The sequence below is a fragment of the Paenibacillus solanacearum genome (assembly GCF_910593845.1).
Taxonomy (GTDB): Bacteria; Bacillota; Bacilli; order Paenibacillales; family NBRC-103111; genus Paenibacillus_G; species Paenibacillus_G solanacearum.
Window position 1 is genome coordinate 53,204 of the sequence record NZ_CAJVAS010000012.1, and the last position, 19,721, is coordinate 72,924.

The window sequence follows — 19,721 nt, forward strand, 5'->3', positions numbered from 1 at the left end:
TGCCTATATATTAACTTGGCGAGGTGAAGCTTTATGACAACGACCCAGCGGCCCAATATCCTATTCATCATGAGCGACGATCACGCGGCTCATGCCATCAGCAGCTATGGAAGCAGAATCAACCGGACGCCCCATATCGACCGGATTGCGGAGGGAGGGATGCGATTTGATAACTGCTTTTGCACCAATTCGATTTGTACCCCGAGCCGGGCTGTTATATTGACCGGGATGTACAGTCATAAGAACGGTGTGAAGACGCTCGCCGATAAATTGGACAATCGCCAAAGTAATGTAGCGAAGCTGCTGCAATCGGCTGGTTATCAGACGGCGATCGTCGGCAAATGGCATCTGGGGCGCGGCGAGCAGCACAACCCGACCGGTTTCGATTATTGGAAGGTGCTTCCGGGACAAGGGGATTATCACAACCCGAAGTTTATCGGCGAGGAAGGCGTAACCGAGTATACAGGGTATGTCACCGATTTGATTACGGATTTCTCGCTCGATTGGCTGGAGCGCAGGGACAAGGAAAAGCCGTTCATGCTGATGCTGCATCACAAAGCGCCGCATCGCCGTTGGGAGCCGGACGAGAAGCACGCGACCTTGTACGAGGATGTGGACATCCCTGAGCCGGTCACCTTCCACGACGACTATGCGAACCGCAGCAAGGCGGCCGCCGAAGCGTTGATGCGGATTGACCGCGACCTTAGCGAGCTGGATCTGAAGGAAGCGCTGCCGGAGCAGCTGACCCCGGCCGAGTTGAAAAGCTGGAAGTATCAGCGGTATATCAAGGACTACCTGCGCTGCATCGCCTCGGTGGACGATAACGTCGGCAGAGTGCTTGATTATTTGGATGACGAGGGGATCGCAGACAACACCATGATCATCTACACTTCCGATCAGGGCTTCTTCCTCGGGGATCATGGCTGGTACGACAAACGGTTCATGTACGAGGAATCGCTCCGTATGCCGTTTCTTGTCCGGTATCCGCAATGTGTCAAGCCGGGTACGGTTCAGAAGCAGATGGCGCTCAATGTGGATTTTGCGGAAACGTTCCTGGACTACGCCGGCGTGCCGATTCCCGCGAACATGCAGGGAAACAGTCTGCGCAAGCTTCTGGAAGGCGAGACGCCCGAAGGGTGGCAGAACTCCATCTACTACCGCTATTGGGAGCATTTGAGCAAGACGCACCGCGTGGGTGCGCACTACGGGGTGAGGACGCACCGCTACAAGCTTATTTATTATTACGGGAAAAGCTTAGGATGTACGAATGCGGTCGATGAGGAGCGCGTACCGGAATGGGAGCTGTTCGACCTCGCAAACGATCCGTATGAGATGAACAACGTGTACCATCAGTCCGAGTATGCAGATGCAGTTAAGGAAATGACCGACGAGCTTGACAGGCTTAGAGTACAAATAGAAGATTTCGAATAACTTGCTGGAATTCCGGCTCCCGAGGACGGGCAAATACGATTCCGCGACGTATTCGCGCCTCGGCGATGCGGCGAAGCGTATGTCGCTCGGAATGGGCCATGATGCGGTGCTTCGGATCGCGTCATTGGAGCTCCGACGCTCCGCGGATTCGTTTCCGGTACCGGTTCGGCGATTCGCCGAAATGGCCGGTAAACTGTCTGGAGAAGTAATGTACCGATGCAAAGCCGAGCTTGTCCGCGATCAGCGTAACCGAACGGTTCGTTTCGCGCAGCTCGGTTTTTGCCTGTTCCAGCTTGCGCAGCATAAAGTATTGCCCGGGACTGGTCCCGGTTTCCTTGCGGAACAGCTCATACAGGTAAGCTTCGCTGAGCCGGAGCGTATCCGCCCAGTCGGCGAGTTGAAACGACGCGTGCAGGTTGCCGTTCATCCAGTCGATCATTTTGCGGATGCGCGGGTCGGTCGGCAAGTAGGGATGCGCGAGGAAACGCGCCAGTCCGGTCAGAAACGATTCGAACAAGGCGCGCAGGCGGATCGCGCTGCCGATCTCCTGCGAGTCGAAGTGGCGGATGACCGCAAGAAAAGGCTCCATCCAGTCCGCGCCTGCGGGGATCGCCGTCTGCGCGGGCAGCGCGAAACCGTCCGTAAACCGGATGCGGCCCGCGCTCAGCCCGGGATCATAAGCGGCGAAGCGGTATTCGTTCAGCCGCTTGTCGCCCTTCTGCTTCGGGCTGCTGTCCCACAGCAGATCGGCGTAGACGGAGGCGTGCACCATAGGATCGTGCTCATCGGCGGCAAAGGCATGCGGCGTTCCCGGCTCGAGGCAGAACAAGTCGCGGGTGTGCGCCCGATACGGCTGTCCGTCGATATGGAGATAGCCGCCGCCGCTCCGGATATAGATGAACGTGTAGGCATAGTTCAGCCGGGGGCCGATCTTCGCTTTCGGGCGAAAAGGGTACACATCCGCGCCGAGAATGCGCGTGCGAATGTCGTGTAACGCCATATGCCGCGTGTGCATAGCTTTCAGTCTCCTTGGTTTCTTATATAATCCACCCTAGAATTGTGCAAAAAGTATACCATAGGCCAAAGCCAGTTTCATCCTCCGTCTGGTAAGATGATAAAAAACGGAAGGAAGGGCTGTACTTTGACCATCTCACTGCAATGGACTTCTCATGTACCCGGAATTTGGAAAACGACGATCGGCGATCCGTCGGATTTGTCGCCGCTTGCTTTCATCGGCTGCCGGCCGAAGACGGAAGCGCTGAAGCAGATGGGCGAAGCCGTATTTCCGTTCGAAAGCGGCGATGTGGCCGCCGAGTCCAAGCGGCGCGGCCCGCTGCTGAGCGTGCCGCTGACCGCCAGCGAGAAGCTGTACGGGCTCGGGCTGCAATTTATGAAATTGAACCAGCGGGGACGGACCCGCTTTCTCCGGGTGAACAGCGACCCGAAGCAGGACACGGGCGAGAGCCACGCGCCGATCCCGTTTGTCGTGTCCGACCGGGGCTACGGTATATTAATCGATACGTCGCGCATCGTGACGGTTCATCTCGGTTCGACGATGCGCCTGTCGGAGACGCGGCCGGAGCAAATTTTTGACCGCAATAACCAAAGGGCGCAGTGGAAGGCGACGCTTGTGTCCGAACGGATGGAATTCGTGCTGCCGTCAGAAGGCGCCGATGTGTATGTCATCGCGGGAAACAGCGCGCTCGACGTCGTTCGCCGGTATAACCTGCTGTGCGGCGGCGGCGCGCTTCCGCCCAGATGGGGGCTCGGCTTCTGGCATCGGGTGCCGACACTGTTTACGGACAAGCAGGTCATGGAGGAAGCGCTGGAATACCGCAAGCGCGAATTTCCATGCGACGTGATCGGCCTGGAGCCGGGCTGGCACAGCAAGAGCTACCCGGTGACGTACGAATGGTATGAAGGCCGGTACCCGAATCCGAAGCAGTTTGTCGCCGACATGGACCGGGAAGGCTTTAAGATTAATTTGTGGGAGCATCCGTATGTGTCTCCGGAATCGAAGCTCTTCGAGAAGCTGCTGCCGCTGTCCGGCTCGTATTCGGTATGGGGCGGATTGGCCCCGGATTATTCGTTGGAGGAAGCGAGAACCGCTTACCAGGAACAGCATCGCCGCGAGCATCTGTCGATCGGGGTTTCCGGCTACAAGCTCGACGAGTGTGACGGCAGCGAGCTGACCGGCAACTCGTGGATGTTCCCCGCCCACGCCGAGTTTCCGTCCGGACATGACGGCGAGCAGCTGAGGCAGATGTACGGCCTGATGTTCCAGAAGATGACAACCGACCTGTACCGCGAAGAAGACAAACGGACGTACGGCTTGATCCGGGCGTCCGGCGCAGGCGCTTCCTCGCTGCCTTACGCGCTGTACTCGGACTTGTACGACCACAAGCAGTTCATCCGCGCGCTGTGCAACGCTTCATTCAGCGGCCTGCTGTGGACGCCGGAGGTGCGCAAGGCGTCGAGCGCCGAAGATTGGGTACGCCGGATGCAGGCGGTCTGCTTCTCGCCGATGGCGATGCTGAACGCCTGGGGCGACGGGACGAAGCCGTGGAGCTTCCCGGAAGTGGAGCATATCGTCCGCCACTACATTCAGCTGCGCATGCGGCTCCTGCCTTACCTGTACACGGCGTTCGCCAAGTACCATCAGGACGGCACGCCGCCGTTCCGCGCAATGCCGCTCGTTACCGGAAGCGGACCGAGCGAGAGCGGCGGGACCTTGGCCGGCGGCGCTGCGGTGAAGGTCGATACCGTTGATGCAGCATACGGCGGGAACAAGAAGAAGGAATGGGACGACCAGTTCATGATCGGCGACGATCTGCTGGTCGCCCCGCTGTTCGCCGGCGAGCAGGAACGGGACGTCTGCTTGCCGCCAGGCCGCTGGTACGGGCTCGAAAGCGGTGACACGTACGAGGGTGGCAGCGTTATTCGGGTCGCGCCGGGGCTGGAGCGAATCCCTGTGTTCGTGCGTGACGGAGCGGTCATCCCGATGACGCCTTGGCGCCCGCATGCGCCGCGGCAAGGAGAGCAGATGCCGCTCCTCCTGTGCCACTTCGGCGATGCCGAGGGCGGCTGCATGCTGTATGACGACGATGGAGAAAGCTTCGCTTATGAACGCGGCGAATCCGTCTGGCGACAAGCGGAGGTCCGGCGTTCCGCGGATGGATCCTGGAGCGGCACGCTCGCCGGGCATGAAAGATCATTCCCTTCCACGTTCGGCGAGGTGCAGTGGCGCTTCAGTCTGAAGAAGCTGGAGTAACGGTAGATCGAAGCAGTAGAATGACAATGAGCGCTTCCGGCTTGTTCGCTGGAGCGCTCATTGTTTATTATAAGGTGCCATCCTAATACGCTGCAATTCGTTTCACCTCGGCCCAATTTACCGCTTGCCGATCCCGTCCCAGAACAGCGGCCAAACCTTGCCGAGCCAGTCGTCAATTTGCTGCGAGCGCAGCAGAAACGACTGCATGAAGCAGCTGTCCATCAGGCACAGACAGGATGCGACAAGCTCCGGTTTGTCGAAGCTGCGCAGCTGTCCTGCGGCGTAGGCTCCTTCCAGCAGACGGCCGACGGGTTCGGCCAGATGCTGTTCCATCAGCAGCAGACGCTCCTTGAGCCCGCTCGCCAAAAAAGGCGGCGGCAGCAGCAAAGCCCGCTTGAGAAAAAACGCCCGTTCCCCGCTCATCCGCTCGTTATGGCAGTAAGCCCGGACCAGTCCCCGAAGAGCCGTATCCGCAGCTTCCCGCCGTAGCATCGATTCCTGCAGCAGCTCGGCGACAGACTGCATATGTTCGCGCAGCACCTCCTCCAGCGCGCTAAGAAACAGCTCGCGCTTGCTGTGAAAATGAAGGTGCAGGGATGCGGTCTGGATTCCCGCGCGTGCGGCGATCGCCGAGACGTCGGCGCCTTCGTAACCGCTGCGGGCAAACAAGTGGAGGGCGGCATGCTGAATCGCTTGAGCTGTCATCGTCTTACAACCCCCGTTCGCGAAACCGGATGCGGGGATGCTTGAAGCGGAATGCAGTCCATTGCGGCAAAGGAACATGGTTTCGGTTTTCGTGTAGACACAAGCTCATCGGTTATCACGCCTTCCGTATCCTTTGTTAGATATTATAACGCGAAAGTTACTTTAATGTAATATGAAATTTATTTTATGTCATTATTTATTACATGTAGATAGATAGGTATACTTTTTTTATTCCGGCGCAACATTTTCCAATCCCTTGACGTATAGGAAGTAGATTCGCAACATTTTGCATAGGACAGTGAGGGGGATTCAGTTTGAAGAGGTTAAAACAAGCGGGAACTGTAGCTATTGCGTCGGCATTGCTGCTCACCGGCGCGCCGCAGGTTTGGGCTAACGAATCGGTCATTGCAGCGGACGGCATGTCCGTGAGCTCTCCGGTGATGCCGAACAAAGGCCAAGCCGATCCGGCGGAAGTGAAAATATCGAAGGATCAAGCCATCGAGCTGGCCAAAAAGTATATTGCGATCCCCGAAGGATACGTGCTTAATTCGATTAACTTGAATTCGGGCGGATATCCCTACGGGCAAGCCGGTGCGAACTGGAGCATGAATTTCTCCAAAACCGTCAAAGATCATTATTACGGCAATATCAGCATTACGATCGACGGGACGGACGGCAGGCTCACCAATTATTATATGAACGAGAACGATCCCGAGCGTAAGCCAAGCTACCCGCCCAAAGCGGACTACAAGGCGGCGAAACAAATTGCGGATGACTGGATCGCCAAGATGAATGCCGGCGAACGGGAGCAGCTGCGGTACGATGAGCGTGACGAGCAATCATTTCTCACGCCGCTGGACGGGAATTATCAGTACCATATCCGTTACGACCGGACAGTGTCCGGTGTGCCGTATACGCAAAATGGCGTGAACGTCAGCGTCAACGGGGAAGGACAAGTGACCAGCTACAGCTTCCAATGGGACGACACGGCGGCTTTTGAGAAGGTTGCTTCTCCCATCAGCCTGGAGCAGGCCGTACAGGCGTTCCGGGACAAAGCGAAGATCGAGCTTATGTACGAAATTCCGTATCAGGCCAAAGGGGACCGGAAGCCGATCACGACGTACCAGATCGGCACCTTCATGATTGACGCGGCCAAGGGCGAGCCTTGGGATCAGGCTGGCCTTCCGCAGGCCGGCGGGGAGGAGCGCCCGTTGACGGATAAACCGCTTGCGGATAAGCCGTCCCCATCGCTCAATTTAACCAAAGAGCAGGCCGTGGAGAAAGTCACCTCTACGTTCACCCTGCCTGCGGGCGTCAAGCTGCAAAATGCGTCGTACAACGAATATACGAACCCGGACACGGGCGAGACGACCTCCGTCTGGAATTTGAACTGGAGCAAGCCGGCCGTGGAGAACGAAGATAACGCCAAACTCGCCGGCAGTACCGCATGGGCGACGGTTGACAGCAAAACCGGCGAAATTAAAAACTTCAATCTGAATTCGCTGTACGTACCGATGGCCGAGGAAAAAGACGTCGAAGCTAAAGTGTCGCAGGACGAAGCGAAAGCCAAAGCGGCTGAGCTGGTGAAGAAGCTGCTGCCCGGGTATACCGCCGAGCTCGTTCCCGATACGACGCCGGAAAAGCAAATCCAGCCGCTGCTGCTGAAAAAAATGAAAACATGGGATATCCGTTTCAAACGAGTCATTGACGATGTGAGTGCCGGGGGCGAAGCCGTGTTCGTGAATGTCGACCGAGAGACCGGCGACGTGATCGGCTTCTCCAACGCGATAAGCACCTCCGCGTATCCGACGCAGAAGCCGCAAGTCATTTCGCTCGAGAAGGCGAAGGACCTGCTGCTCGCGCAGTACGATATCGAGCTGGGCTATGAGCCCGATCTGTCCGACGCGCGGGTATATCCCGATAAGATCAAGCTGATGATCGCAGCCGGCGAAATCGCGCCCGGCGCTTCCCCGGACGCAGCCGGCAAGTCCAAGGAAGCGAAGCTGGTCTACAAGCTGATGCCGAAATATTTCCGAGAGCCGGTCGTGCTCGATGCCGTATCGGGTACTTGGAAAAATGCCTCCACCGGCGAAGCGGTATCGCTGGAGCGGGTGAAGGCCGACGATATCGAGGGCCACTGGGCGCAAAGCGAGCTGCAGCTGATGCTCGATTACCAGGCGCTTGACGTGAAGGACGGCAAAGTGAGTCCGGACCAATCGATCACACGCGGCGAAATGATCAAGATGCTTGTCATCGCGATGAACGGCGGCAACGGCGGCATCCGTTACGATGCCAATCGCACCGCTTCCTTTGCCGACGTGAAGGCGGGCTCCGCCTATTTCGCCTACGTCGAGAACGCTGTCGACCGCGGGCTGCTTACCCCCGGCACCGATTTCCGGCCGGAGGATAAAATGAACCGGGAGGAGATGGCCAGCCTCATCGTCAAGGCGCTCGGCCTAAGCGGCCTGGCGCAGCACGACGCCGTGTTCAACGATCAATTCGCCGACAAGGCGAAGCTGAAGCATCTGGGCGAAGCGGCTATCGTCGTGGGACTTGGCATCATGTCGCCGGTGGACGGCAGCTTCGAGCCGGAGCAAGAAGTTTCGAGAGCGGATGCGGCGACCGCATTTTTCCGCTATTTGCAAAAACGCGCCGAGATTCAGGATCGGAAATATCCGGTATATTTTTAATCATTCATTCGCAGTGAGAGCGGCTGCCGCGAAGGCGTAATTCCGCTCCAGCGTATCATCAATAACCCGTTGCAGCTCAATAATGAGATGCGGCGGGTTATTGTTTTTCTTTTAGAGTGAACATTGCCTCGAGGGGGAAAGGACGGGAATGGGCTGGTGTTTGATGGGCGCATGAACATCGAGGATTAGGCTGTGCGGCCGATTCTTGAGGCGGGTTATGTATGGATAAAAAATGCCCGATCCGCGCAGGATCGGACATGTATAGCAAGCTTCGGCACGTTCGTTTCCGAAGCTGCACTTGCGGGGAGGGCATGCTTCACGCAGCCTTCTCCGCTTCTAGCGCAGGAAATAGTACCAGTGCGCCGTATGAATGCAATCCATAATATCACTGCATGCAGGCATCATGGCATTCGCTTCCTTTGGAGCCGCTGACAGGCTGACGCCGGCAGCGAGTGCGACAGCGAGCACGCCAAGAACTAAACGTTTACGCAGCATTTTCACTCGGGATACACCTCCTTTCAAGGGAAAGTGGTTGATTCGAAACTCATTGTATCATCAGCTTTATGGCTTCGACAGCGACGGAGGACATACGATCGGTAACGAGTTTTATGCATGACCGGGTCGTGACGGATCATGGCGGCTTATGGGTCCGCCCTTGCGAAGCGCTGGGGTGTGCCGTTACTTTCTCCGGTGATGTAAGCGGCAGGTACCGTGCGATGCAGCGGTGCAGTTTTTTTGGCCGTACAGGCACGGATAGGCTGAGGCTAGATTCGGAGTGGCGTATGCTATATACGAACAAGTATTCCCTGACAAGCTATTGTCCATCAGATGGAATAAAATAGAATTAGAAAAATATCAAGTACAAGTAAGAAGATTTTGATTCCAATCCATGGAGGGGCGTTAAAATGCGATCTATAGCCCATATTCGTGAAAGTGATAATCAGATCCAAACGGTGGAAGAACATCTGCTCGGGGTAAAGGCTTTAGCGGAAAGCTATGGGGAAAAACTCGAAGTAAAGCATTTGACCGGGCTGGCCGGAATGCTGCATGACTTGGGGAAATATACCCGTCATTTTAGAGATTACATATTGGCTGCTGCAAGTACACCTTCTGCCCCGCCGAAGAGAGGCAGCGTCGATCATTCGACGGCGGGTGGAAGGCTGCTGTACGAGCTTTTTCATATAAGCCGTAGCAATCCATGCAAGGGCATTGTGGCCGAAGTTGTAGGGAATGCGATTATTTCACATCATTCCTATTTGCACGATTTTCTATCTATTGACCTGGAGTCTGCGTATTTGCAGCGGGTCCGGGATAAAAAATGCCCGGAATTGGACGATTTTGAATCGATCAGACAAGCTTTTTTTGGCAATGTAATGAGCGAAGAAGAGTTTCACGATTACGTAGAAAAAGCCGCTGCGGAACTGGAACGATTTTTAATGAAGCCTACGCCGGTCAATAGCGAAGCGAAGCTGATGTTTTTGACGAAATTTGTGTTCAGCGCACTCATCGATGCAGATCGCACGAACACAAGAATATTTGAAGCAAACCGGCCCGATGAACCGGCTCATAATAATAGAGAACTGTTTAACGCATGCTACGTGAAACTTATGAACAAAATTCAAAGTTTTAAAGAGCAGCCGGAAACGAAGTCGGCGATTCATCTGCTCAGAAGTGAAATGTCGGAGCAATGTGAACAGTTTGCCGTGAAGCCCTCAGGCATTTATACATTATCGATTCCGACCGGTGGCGGTAAAACGTTGGCAAGCTTCAGATACGCTTTAAAGCATGCATCCGTTTATGGGAAAAAGCGTATCATTTATGTCGTTCCTTATACGACCATTATCGAGCAAAACGCAGAAGAGATCCGAAAAATTGTCGGGGATGAAGCGGTTGTAATAGAGCATCATTCAAACGTGATCGAAGATACGCTAGATGATGACGAGAACCAGGACGGCCTTGCAAACACGCAGCAAAAGGCGAAGCTGGCCAAGGATAACTGGGATGCTCCGATCATTTTTACGACGATGGTTCAATTCTTAAATGTGTTCTATGCTTACGGAAGCAGAAATAGTAGGAGACTTCATAATTTATGCGAGTCGGTGATTATATTTGATGAAGTGCAGAAAGTCCCTATTTCTTGCGTTTCCTTGTTTAATCAGGCGCTCAATTTTTTGAAAGCGTACGGCCAGTCCAGCATCGTACTGTGCACTGCGACACAGCCTGCTCTGGATTTTGTTAAGCATAAGCTGGATATCAATCTGAGCGCAGAGATGATCGGCCGTCTCGATGATGTGATTGATGCTTTTAAGCGAGTTGAAGTCATTGACAAAGCTACGGAAGAATCGTTTACCAACGCCAAACTCGTTGATTTTATCGAAACTGCTGTTAGCGAAGATGGAGTGAACAGCGTCCTGATCATCCTGAACACGAAAGCGGTTGTAAAAGATCTATACCGTCAATTGAAAACGCGCGGATCGGGTATTCCTGTGTATCATTTAAGCACTTCGATGTGCGCAGCGCACAGGAGTGAAATTTTGGAAGAAGTAAAGGGACAGCTGTCGGTTGGTAATAAGGTCATTTGCATTAGTACACAATTGATTGAGGCTGGGGTGGATATCAGCTTCGACTGCGTAATCCGGTCGTTAGCTGGACTGGACTCAATAGCGCAGGCAGCAGGACGATGCAACCGGCATGGGAAGAAGGGAATACAGAGGGTTTACGTCATTGATCATGCGGAAGAGAGTTTGAGCCGCTTGAAGGAAATCAAGGTAGGTAAGGAGATGGCTCGAAAGATACTTAAAGACTTGAAGCGTGATTCCAAATATCATGGAGGTAATATTTTATCACGGCGGGCAATGGAACGGTATTTTAAAGAGTTTTATACGGAATTTGAAACGGATCTGAATTATTCGGTGCTTCCTTTGAGGAAAAGTATGATGGAGTTGCTGACGTCTTCCAGAGAATATAACGATAAGGCTTATAAAAGCAAAACAGGACAAAGGTTGCCGCTTTTTATTGCGAACAGCTATCGTACGGCGGCGGAGCATTTTCATGTCATCGATGACCGTACGACTTCAGTCGTTGTCCCTTATGGCAAAGGGGAAGACATCATTGCTGAGTTGAATGGGGACGGTACCATCGATGATCTAACGCGACTGCTTAGAAGCGCGCAGCATTATACGATAAGCCTCTACGATCATGAGCTTCGGGAATTGGATCGCAGCGGCGGGCTTGATCGTTGCCTCGACGGAAAAGTGCTGGTGCTGAAGGAACGGGCCTATAGTGGGGAATTTGGATTGGACATCGAAAACGATAGTTCGATGGGAATGCTTATCATGTAAAGGGAGAAACCTATCTTTGGTTTCGAAGATAGGTTCCCTTATCAAATACTATATTTTTCAATCCACGCTATCGAAGCGACGACCCATTATAGCATAGTTGGAGGGAGTATGGGAACGAACTAAGGTCATATGACATTTGGAATATACCTTAATAATTCATATATTATTTAATAAGATTTTGTTGACCATTATTTGGAAGAATAATATAATGAAATTATTGGAAATTGTGGAAAGGAGGTAACCGTAAATGCGAAATAGCATCGAGTTCGAGGTGTATGGGCAATACGCCCTCTTTACTGATCCGTTAACGAAATTGGGAGGAGAAAAGTTGTCCTATCAGGTTCCCACATATCAGGCGATGAAAGGAATCGTTGAAAGCGTTTATTGGAAACCGTCGATTATGATTGTCGTGGACGAAATTCGTGTCATGAATCCGATCCGGATGGAATCGAAGGGGATTCGGCCAATGGAATACGGCGGCGGGAATACGCTTGCCAATTATACCTACTTGAAGGATGTGCGCTACCAATGCCGCGCCCATTTCATTTTCAACTCCCATAGACCGGATTTGGCCTACGATTGGAACGAAAATAAGCATCATAGCATCCTCAAGCGCTCTCTCCGCGCCGGAGGACGCAGGGATATTTTCCTTGGCTCCCGTGAGTGCCAAGGGTATGTTGAACCGTGCGTGTTCGGTGAAGGGAAAAGCTATTATGACGACCGTAGCGGCGACATCTACCTAGGAACCATGGTTCACGGTATCAACTATCCGGATGAAACGGGAAGAAGCCAGATGGAGATCCGTCTGTGGAACCCGGTCATGAAGAATGGTATCATCCGTTTTATTCCCCCAGAGGAATGTACGCTTGTACGCAAAGTTTCGGATATGGAACCGAAGCATTTTGGCAGCGATAATGTGGACTCGGTTGAAGAGCTGTTCACACAATTGGGAGAGGGGGTGAATCCGTGAGTTGGCTATTGAATTTATACGAGACTTATGAATCCAACCTAGACCAGATCGGCGTTATCGAGAAGAAGCTTAACGGTCATGAATATATGTTGCTGCCCGTCTCCCATACGACACAATCTGCGCATATTGAAGTGCTGGTGACGGAGGACGGCGAATTTTATCACGCTTCGGTTATCGATAAGAGCGATGCCAATACCGTAATTCCGTGTACGGAAAAGTCGGCAAGCCGGGCAGGCTCTGTCATTGCGCCGTATCCGCTTCACGATAAACTAAGCTATGTTGCGGGTGACTTTGCCGCATACGGCGGAGGTAAGAAGCATGAAGAGCAGTTTGCCGCTTATATCTCACAGCTGGAAGGTTGGGCGAAGTCGCCGCATGGCCATCCGAAAGTGAAGAGCATTTATCTTTATATGAGAAGAAAACAATTAATACAGGATTTGGTGAAGCGGAACATACTTGCTGTCGATGCCGAGAATAAGCTGATTGACAAATGGGACAAACAGTATTCGTCTATATACGACGAGAAACCGGAAATCTTTACCGTCCTTAGCGGAGATCAAGAAAGCGCATTCATACGATTTGATGTTTATTCGCCGAATGAACTATTAACGAAGGTTTGGAAGGACCAGGAGATGTATGATTCTTTCATCCGTCATTACAGCCAGTCACAGGGCGAGGCGAAGCTTTGCTATGTAACGGGAAATATGCTTCCAAGCACCGACAGGCACGCCAACAAAATAAGAAACGCAGCGGATAAAGCAAAGCTGATTTCTGCGAATGATACGAGCGGGTTTACGTACAGGGGACGATTTACCCAAAGCGACGAAGTTGCCAGCATCAGCTACGAAGTGTCGCAGAAAGCGCATAATGCGTTGAAATGGCTGATTAACCGCCAAGGCAAGATGATCGATCAGCGCGTCTTTTTGGTGTGGGCGAACGACGTGCCGGACATTGTCGATCTTACGGAAGACACCTATTTCATTATTCCGGGCTCGATTCCCGATCAACAGAAAGCAGCTTTTACGGCCCAAGAGATTGCAATAGAGATGTCAAAGGCTTTTGGCGGCTATAAGAACAGTCTGGCTTCTTATCAAACAGATGTCAATCTGTTGATTCTCGATTCCGCCACAACAGGGCGGATGGCCGTGCTGTATTATCGAAATATGGACAAGGAGCTGTACTTTCAAAGGCTCATCGAGTGGCATTCCACATGCGCTTGGCTGCACCGTTATCGTAAAAACAACGATGGGGAATATGTGCAATTTTTCGGCGCGCCTGCGACGAAGGATATTGCTTTCGCAGCGTACGGCTCCCACACTAATGAAAAAGTTATCAAAGGGTTGATGGAGCGTATGCTCCCATGCATTGTCGACAACAGGGCGATTCCGATAGATGTTGTCAGAAGCGCGTTTCGCCGAGCCTCAAACCCTGTATCGATGGACAAGTGGGAATGGGAGAAGACGCTTAGTATCGCATGCGCGTTAATCAATAGACAACTGATCGATAAACAGGAGGGGTATAAGTTGGCATTAGATACGGATAACAATGACCGAAGCTACTTGTTTGGACGATTGCTGGCAGTGGCCGATGTATTGGAGAGACGCGCATTAGATGAGCCTCGTTCCACGAACGCCATTCGCTATATGAACTCATTCTCCCAATATCCGGAAAGAACATGGAAAACGATTCAGGCGAGCTTGCAGCCGTATCAAGCGAGATTAGGTGCGAAGGGCTCCGATTTATCCAGACTGATCGACGAAATTGCTTCGAAATTTCAATACGAAGACTTCAGCAACGAATCGTTAACCGGAAAATATTTGCTTGGTTTTTATAGTCAAAGGCATGAATTGTACCAGAAGAAGGAAAAAGGAAACGATCCTAAGAAACAAACCAACGACGATACCGCGGAACAATCCAATGACTAGGGAGATGGAACTAATGACAATCTTGAATCATAAAATTGACTTTGCTGTAATTTTATCCGTAACGAAGGCAAATCCCAATGGCGACCCTTTAAACGGTAACAGGCCTCGGCAAAACTACGACGGACATGGCGAGATTTCGGATGTTGCGATCAAACGGAAAATAAGAAACCGGCTTCTGGATGCCGGCGAATCCATCTTCGTCCAGTCGAATGACAAAAAAGTGGACGAGTTCAAAAGCTTGAGAGAACGTGCTGAAGCCAACGTCGCACTGGAAAAAATAACGAAATCGAAAAACAGCTCCAGCGACGAATTTGCCAAGGCTGCCTGCGAGCAATGGATCGATGTTCGAAGCTTTGGCCAGGTGTTTGCTTTCAAAGGAACCGGGGATAAGGGTGTATCCGTAGGTATAAGGGGACCGGTATCCATTCATACTGCAACCAGCGTCAGCCCGATCGATATAACCAGCATGCAAATTACAAAGAGTGTCAACTCCGAACCGGGGAAAGAAAGAGGCTCGGATACTATGGGAATGAAGCATCGTGTCGATTATGGCGTATATGTTTTTTACGGCAGCATCAACACGCAATTGGCCGAAAAAACCGGGTTCACTGAAGTAGATGCGGAAAAAATGAAACAAGCGCTCGTGACGTTGTTTGAAAACGATTCGTCGTCCGCCAGACCGGAGGGAAGTATGGAAGTAGTCAAGGTGTATTGGTGGAACCATAGTTCCAAGCTAGGTCAATATTCGTCCGCGAAAGTACATCGGTCGTTATCCATACAACCGAATAAGGAACAACCGAAATCGATGAATGATTATACGATTACGCTGAACGAACTGGAAGGACTGGACGTCGAGGTTTTGGATGGTCGTTAAGGATGAGGACGAGTACCTTATGTTGTCTGGCCTTCAACATTTTCAATTCTGCAAGCGGCAATGGGCTCTTATCCATATCGAGCAACAGTGGGAAGAAAACGTAAGGACGGTCGAAGGGCAGTATCTCCATCGAAATGCGGACAAGCCGTTTACGAGAGAAAAGCGAGGCGACAAGCTTATTGTCCGCGCCATGGCGGTCAAGTCGAACGAGCTCAAGCTTGCCGGCATATGTGATGTAGTTGAGTTCGTTCGAGACAGCCGCGGCGTTGAAATAAACGGAGCCGAAGGCAACTATGTCGTGTATCCTGTCGAATATAAGCGCGGCAAACCAAAGACGGACGAATCGGATATTTTACAGTTGACTGCGCAGGCGATGTGTTTGGAGGAAATGCTGCTGTGCGAGGTAAACATGGGTTACATGTATTATAACGAGATCAAACACAGGGTCGAAGTGCCGCTGACCGCAAGATTGAAACAGAATGTGAGACGAATGGCTGCGGAAATGCACGAATATTACGACCGGAGACGTACGCCCAAAGTGAAAACAGGAGCTTTTTGCAAAAGCTGTTCCCTTCAATCGATCTGCTTGCCTGAGCTTATGAACAAACGGACTGTCCGAAGCTATATTGAAGGGAAGATCAAGGAATGAGGCATCTCCTCAATACGTTATATGTAACGCAGCAGGACGTTTATTTGTCGCTCGACGGCGATAATATTGTGCTGATCAAGGATCAGGAAAAGATCGGCAGATTTCCGCTTCATAATCTGGAATCGATCGTGTCCTTCGGTTATACGGGTGCCAGTCCGGCGTTGATGGGATATTGCGCTGAACGAAATATTTCCATCGCTTTTTTGACTCCAAGCGGGCGCTTTCAGGCGAGAGTGATTGGGCCAAGCAAAGGAAACGTCGTTCTTCGAAAAAAACAATATCTTTTGTCCGAAGATGAGCTGGCATCAGCTCGCATAGCTCGAAACTTTATTGTAGCGAAGGTCTACAATCATAAGTGGATGCTCGAAAGAATGACCAGAGATTATCCGCTTCGGATCGATGTGGCGGGTTTTAAAGCAATCTCGCAGCACTTATCTTCCATCATTCCGGAGATACGGGAATGTGAAGACTTAGAACGATTACGTGGTTTAGAAGGACAGGCCGCTGTAAACTACAATAAAGTGTTCGGTCAGATGATTTTGCAGCAAACGGACGATTTTTATTTTCATGCCCGCTCACGTCGGCCGCCGCAAGATAATGTGAATGCGATGCTGTCATTTGCTTATACTTTATTAGCCAACGATACGGCGTCTGCTTTGGAAGCTGTAGGGCTGGATGCCTACGTAGGTTTTTTGCACAGGGATCGTCCGGGCAGGGCCTCCCTGGCATTGGATGTAATGGAAGAGCTGCGAGGAGTCTATGCGGATAAATTTGTCCTCTCGTTAATAAACAAAAAAGTGGTGAACAAGGACGATTTCTTCAAAAAGGAAAATGGCGCAGTGCTCATGACGGATGGTGCCAGGAAGAAATTTTTGACGGCATGGCAAAATAAAAAGCAAGAAAAGATAACACATCCGTATCTCGGGGAGAATATTTCCTGGGGGTTAGTACCTCATGCACAAGCAATATTGTTAGCACGTTTTTTGCGTGGTGATTTGGATGAGTATCCTCCATTTATGTGGAAGTAGGTGCATCAATGCTGGTATTGATTACTTATGATGTAAGTACCACAAGCAGTGCCGGACAAAGAAGATTGCGCAGGGTTTCGAAGGCATGCCTAGGTTATGGCCAAAGAGTTCAGAATTCTGTGTTCGAATGTAATGTGGATGCAACTCAATTTGCCACTCTAAAGCTCAAGCTGATTGATATTATTGATAAAGATCAGGACAGCCTCCGATTCTATCAGTTGGGAAACAATTACAAAAATAAGGTTGAACATATCGGCGTGAAAGAATCAATCGATTTAGAAGGACCGTTAATTTTATAGTGCGAATGTATAGCGCGCATAGTTTTCCGGGGACATTCGCACCGAATTATTAACAGTTTTATTCCAAAATTTCCGACTTTGATATTTATAAATGCTAAAGTTGGAATGAATGGTCGTGTTTTTGACTTTTTCGGTCAAAAATATGACCGATGGGAACATCTTTATTGACTTTTCGCAGTCGCATCCTTCACGGATGCGTGGATTGAAATAGAACAATGTGCAAATCAACCGAGCTTTACAAAAGTCGCATCCTTCACGGATGCGTGGATTGAAATTTCTTTCAAAGCATTTCTAGCCAAAATGTAGTATGGTCGCATCCTTCACGGATGCGTGGATTGAAATATTTGTAGGTGCGGCACCAACGAGTATATTAATGTCGCATCCTTCACGGATGCGTGGATTGAAATAACAAATCGAAGCAATAATCAGGGCGCAGCAGCGTCGCATCCTTCACGGATGCGTGGATTGAAATGATGAAGTTTACTCCATACCGGACAAAGCCGGGGGTCGCATCCTTCACGGATGCGTGGATTGAAATCTCCATGGATATCCCTAAAGTATTGGCAACAGGGTCGCATCCTTCACGGATGCGTGGATTGAAATCTTTTCCGTTTGGAGGTCCTCCAACTCTTTCTCGTCGCATCCTTCACGGATGCGTGGATTGAAATATAAAGTTAACACATTGGAGGTTTGAAAATGGCTGGTCGCATCCTTCACGGATGCGTGGATTGAAATTGCTCCAAGATCATGTTGTCTGAAAGCTTCGCCGGTCGCATCCTTCACGGATGCGTGGATTGAAATACCCTCTTTAGTTTCATGTCGCAATACTCCAGTTCGTCGCATCCTTCACGGATGCGTGGATTGAAATTTTTCTAGCAGCCAGGCGCCGACTTTGTGCATCAGGTCGCATCCTTCACGGATGCGTGGATTGAAATACCAAGTCCTGCATACGGGTCATGAGCTGGTCTGTCGCATCCTTCACGGATGCGTGGATTGAAATATTTTGTTACTTTGTAATAAGTAACTGTCATATGGTCGCATCCTTCACGGATGCGTGGATTGAAATGAAAATTACCAAAACAAGACGCTTCGGATTATTCGGTCGCATCCTTCACGGATGCGTGGATTGAAATATCGCATAAAGGATTTGATCGACCGCCGCGTTCCCGTCGCATCCTTCACGGATGCGTGGATTGAAATGTCATCATGCCTATTGCGTTCGCTCGGTCGGTCGGGTCGCATCCTTCACGGATGCGTGGATTGAAATTCGCGAATGGCAACAATCCAAGCCTGCCCCGCATGTCGCATCCTTCACGGATGCGTGGATTGAAATCGACAACGGCATACACGCTTTTCTCGGCGGGAAGTCGCATCCTTCACGGATGCGTGGATTGAAATGTCTTTGTCCATGCGCTTTTTGCTGCCCTTCTCGTCGCATCCTTCACGGATGCGTGGATTGAAATAATTATCTCGGTGCCGGTATCGGCGGGGGTATTACGTCGCATCCTTCACGGATGCGTGGATTGAAATAACTTTGTGCCGTGCATGTCCGTAACGGCCCCGGGTCGCATCCTTCACGGATGCGTGGATTGAAATATTAGCGGCGCGACGCAATGGCAGCTAATGCTTAGTCGCATCCTTCACGGATGCGTGGATTGAAATCGATAGGCAATGTATCATCAAACGAAATCGACAGTCGCATCCTTCACGGATGCGTGGATTGAAATAAATCCCGGCTGCAACCTTTGGCACCGCTCAGCCGTCGCATCCTTCACGGATGCGTGGATTGAAATATAAAACGAGTGGCGTAAGCGAGATTAGAAACGCGTCGCATCCTTCACGGATGCGTGGATTGAAATCATATTGGGAGACAAGAGCGAAGGAAATCATGATGTCGCATCCTTCACGGATGCGTGGATTGAAATACAATTAGTCACGGTAAACGGCAAGCAAGTCAACGTCGCATCCTTCACGGATGCGTGGATTGAAATCATATATAAGACATGACCCCGTTAGGGCCGCGAGTCGCATCCTTCACGGATGCGTGGATTGAAATATGGGGTCTTGCGCTCTTGGGTATCTCCATTGTCGTCGCATCCTTCACGGATGCGTGGATTGAAATAGCATCCTGAAAGGCGTGTTTGCTGCCGCTTCCAGTCGCATCCTTCACGGATGCGTGGATTGAAATACGAAAACGCCGTTAAAGCCGGATGACGTAATAAGTCGCATCCTTCACGGATGCGTGGATTGAAATGCCTTTGACAAACTTAAAGACGCAGGAAAGGCCATGGTCGCATCCTTCACGGATGCGTGGATTGAAATCAAAGTTGAACGCTTTTTCCCACCATGATATATCAGTCGCATCCTTCACGGATGCGTGGATTGAAATGTCCCGCCTATACCCGAAACACCGGAACCACCGTCGCATCCTTCACGGATGCGTGGATTGAAATGTCCCGCCTATACCCGAAACACCGGAACCACCGTCGCATCCTTCACGGATGCGTGGATTGAAATATTGTTATGAAAATAATTAAT

The 19,721-nt window shown here is 51.2% G+C and carries 13 protein-coding genes and 1 CRISPR repeat array (1 of these 14 cut by a window edge); of the genes, 10 read left to right on the plus strand and 3 right to left on the minus strand.

Annotation, left to right across the window (positions count from 1 at the left end; all coding sequences use genetic code 11):
• Nucleotides 1-33 precede the first annotated feature (33 nt).
• Entirely contained in the window at nt 34-1,431 is a 1,398-nt protein-coding gene (locus tag KXG62_RS15150; RefSeq protein WP_218092830.1) for a sulfatase family protein, read from the plus strand.
• Between the two features lie 121 nt (nt 1,432-1,552).
• Here the strand turns inward: KXG62_RS15150 and KXG62_RS15155 are convergent, their stop codons facing one another.
• Nucleotides 1,553-2,446, minus strand: a complete 894-nt coding sequence (locus KXG62_RS15155; RefSeq protein WP_218092831.1) for an AraC family transcriptional regulator — start codon at nt 2,444-2,446, stop codon at nt 1,553-1,555.
• Between the two features lie 126 nt (nt 2,447-2,572).
• On the opposite strand from KXG62_RS15155, the gene KXG62_RS15160 reads away from it, so the two are divergent.
• Nucleotides 2,573-4,702, plus strand: coding sequence for a glycoside hydrolase family 31 protein (locus KXG62_RS15160; RefSeq protein ID WP_246627462.1), 2,130 nt, complete (start codon nt 2,573-2,575; stop codon nt 4,700-4,702).
• A gap of 117 nt (nt 4,703-4,819) precedes the next feature.
• On the opposite strand, the gene KXG62_RS15165 is transcribed toward KXG62_RS15160, so the two are convergent.
• The gene (locus KXG62_RS15165) at nt 4,820-5,407 is read right to left on the minus strand and encodes a TetR/AcrR family transcriptional regulator (protein ID WP_218092833.1); all 588 of its coding nucleotides are present in this window, start codon (nt 5,405-5,407) and stop codon (nt 4,820-4,822) included.
• A 314-nt stretch (nt 5,408-5,721) separates the two neighbouring features.
• Between KXG62_RS15165 and KXG62_RS15170 the strand changes: the two genes are divergently transcribed.
• On the plus strand, nt 5,722-8,097 hold the full coding sequence (locus KXG62_RS15170; protein ID WP_218092834.1) for a YcdB/YcdC domain-containing protein: 2,376 nt from the start codon (nt 5,722-5,724) through the stop codon (nt 8,095-8,097).
• A gap of 336 nt (nt 8,098-8,433) precedes the next feature.
• On the opposite strand, the gene KXG62_RS15175 is transcribed toward KXG62_RS15170, so the two are convergent.
• Complete coding sequence (locus KXG62_RS15175; RefSeq protein ID WP_218092835.1) at nt 8,434-8,598, minus strand: hypothetical protein; 165 nt, start codon at nt 8,596-8,598, stop codon at nt 8,434-8,436.
• 404 nt (nt 8,599-9,002) lie between these two features.
• Here KXG62_RS15175 and cas3 point away from each other — a divergent pair, with 404 nt between their 5' ends.
• The 7 genes from cas3 (at nt 9,003) to cas2 (ending at nt 17,183) form a co-directional block, all read left to right on the plus strand.
• Nucleotides 9,003-11,438, plus strand: a complete 2,436-nt coding sequence (gene cas3 / locus KXG62_RS15180; RefSeq protein ID WP_218092836.1) for a CRISPR-associated helicase Cas3' — start codon at nt 9,003-9,005, stop codon at nt 11,436-11,438.
• 247 nt (nt 11,439-11,685) lie between these two features.
• Nucleotides 11,686-12,408, plus strand: coding sequence for a type I-C CRISPR-associated protein Cas5c (cas5c, locus tag KXG62_RS15185; protein ID WP_218092837.1), 723 nt, complete (start codon nt 11,686-11,688; stop codon nt 12,406-12,408).
• Entirely contained in the window at nt 12,405-14,333 is a 1,929-nt protein-coding gene (gene cas8c, locus KXG62_RS15190; RefSeq protein ID WP_218092838.1) for a type I-C CRISPR-associated protein Cas8c/Csd1, read from the plus strand. The genes cas5c and cas8c overlap by 4 nt, the downstream gene beginning before the upstream one ends.
• A gap of 13 nt (nt 14,334-14,346) precedes the next feature.
• On the plus strand, nt 14,347-15,207 hold the full coding sequence (gene cas7c / locus KXG62_RS15195; RefSeq protein WP_218092839.1) for a type I-C CRISPR-associated protein Cas7/Csd2: 861 nt from the start codon (nt 14,347-14,349) through the stop codon (nt 15,205-15,207).
• Complete coding sequence (gene cas4, locus KXG62_RS15200; protein WP_218092840.1) at nt 15,197-15,856, plus strand: CRISPR-associated protein Cas4; 660 nt, start codon at nt 15,197-15,199, stop codon at nt 15,854-15,856. Before cas7c ends, cas4 begins: the two co-directional genes overlap by 11 nt.
• Nucleotides 15,853-16,884: a type I-C CRISPR-associated endonuclease Cas1c gene (cas1c, locus tag KXG62_RS15205; protein WP_218092841.1), complete on the plus strand. Its 1,032-nt coding sequence runs from the start codon at nt 15,853-15,855 to the stop codon at nt 16,882-16,884. Before cas4 ends, cas1c begins: the two co-directional genes overlap by 4 nt.
• A gap of 8 nt (nt 16,885-16,892) precedes the next feature.
• On the plus strand, nt 16,893-17,183 hold the full coding sequence (gene cas2, locus KXG62_RS15210) for a CRISPR-associated endonuclease Cas2 (protein WP_218092842.1): 291 nt from the start codon (nt 16,893-16,895) through the stop codon (nt 17,181-17,183).
• A 177-nt stretch (nt 17,184-17,360) separates the two neighbouring features.
• A CRISPR array of direct repeats spans nt 17,361-19,721; the repeat unit is 32 nt; unit sequence GTCGCATCCTTCACGGATGCGTGGATTGAAAT (it continues 2,956 nt past the right edge of the window).

Coding starts and splice junctions, on each gene's coding strand:
- KXG62_RS15150 (WP_218092830.1), top strand. CDS start 34: ATGACAACGACCCAGCGGCCCAATATCCTATTCATCATGAGCGACGAT.
- KXG62_RS15155 (WP_218092831.1), bottom strand. CDS start 2,446: ATGCACACGCGGCATATGGCGTTACACGACATTCGCACGCGCATTCTC.
- KXG62_RS15165 (WP_218092833.1), bottom strand. CDS start 5,407: ATGACAGCTCAAGCGATTCAGCATGCCGCCCTCCACTTGTTTGCCCGC.
- cas3 (WP_218092836.1), top strand. CDS start 9,003: ATGCGATCTATAGCCCATATTCGTGAAAGTGATAATCAGATCCAAACG.
- cas5c (WP_218092837.1), top strand. CDS start 11,686: ATGCGAAATAGCATCGAGTTCGAGGTGTATGGGCAATACGCCCTCTTT.
- cas7c (WP_218092839.1), top strand. CDS start 14,347: ATGACAATCTTGAATCATAAAATTGACTTTGCTGTAATTTTATCCGTA.
- cas4 (WP_218092840.1), top strand. CDS start 15,197: ATGGTCGTTAAGGATGAGGACGAGTACCTTATGTTGTCTGGCCTTCAA.
- cas1c (WP_218092841.1), top strand. CDS start 15,853: ATGAGGCATCTCCTCAATACGTTATATGTAACGCAGCAGGACGTTTAT.
- cas2 (WP_218092842.1), top strand. CDS start 16,893: ATGCTGGTATTGATTACTTATGATGTAAGTACCACAAGCAGTGCCGGA.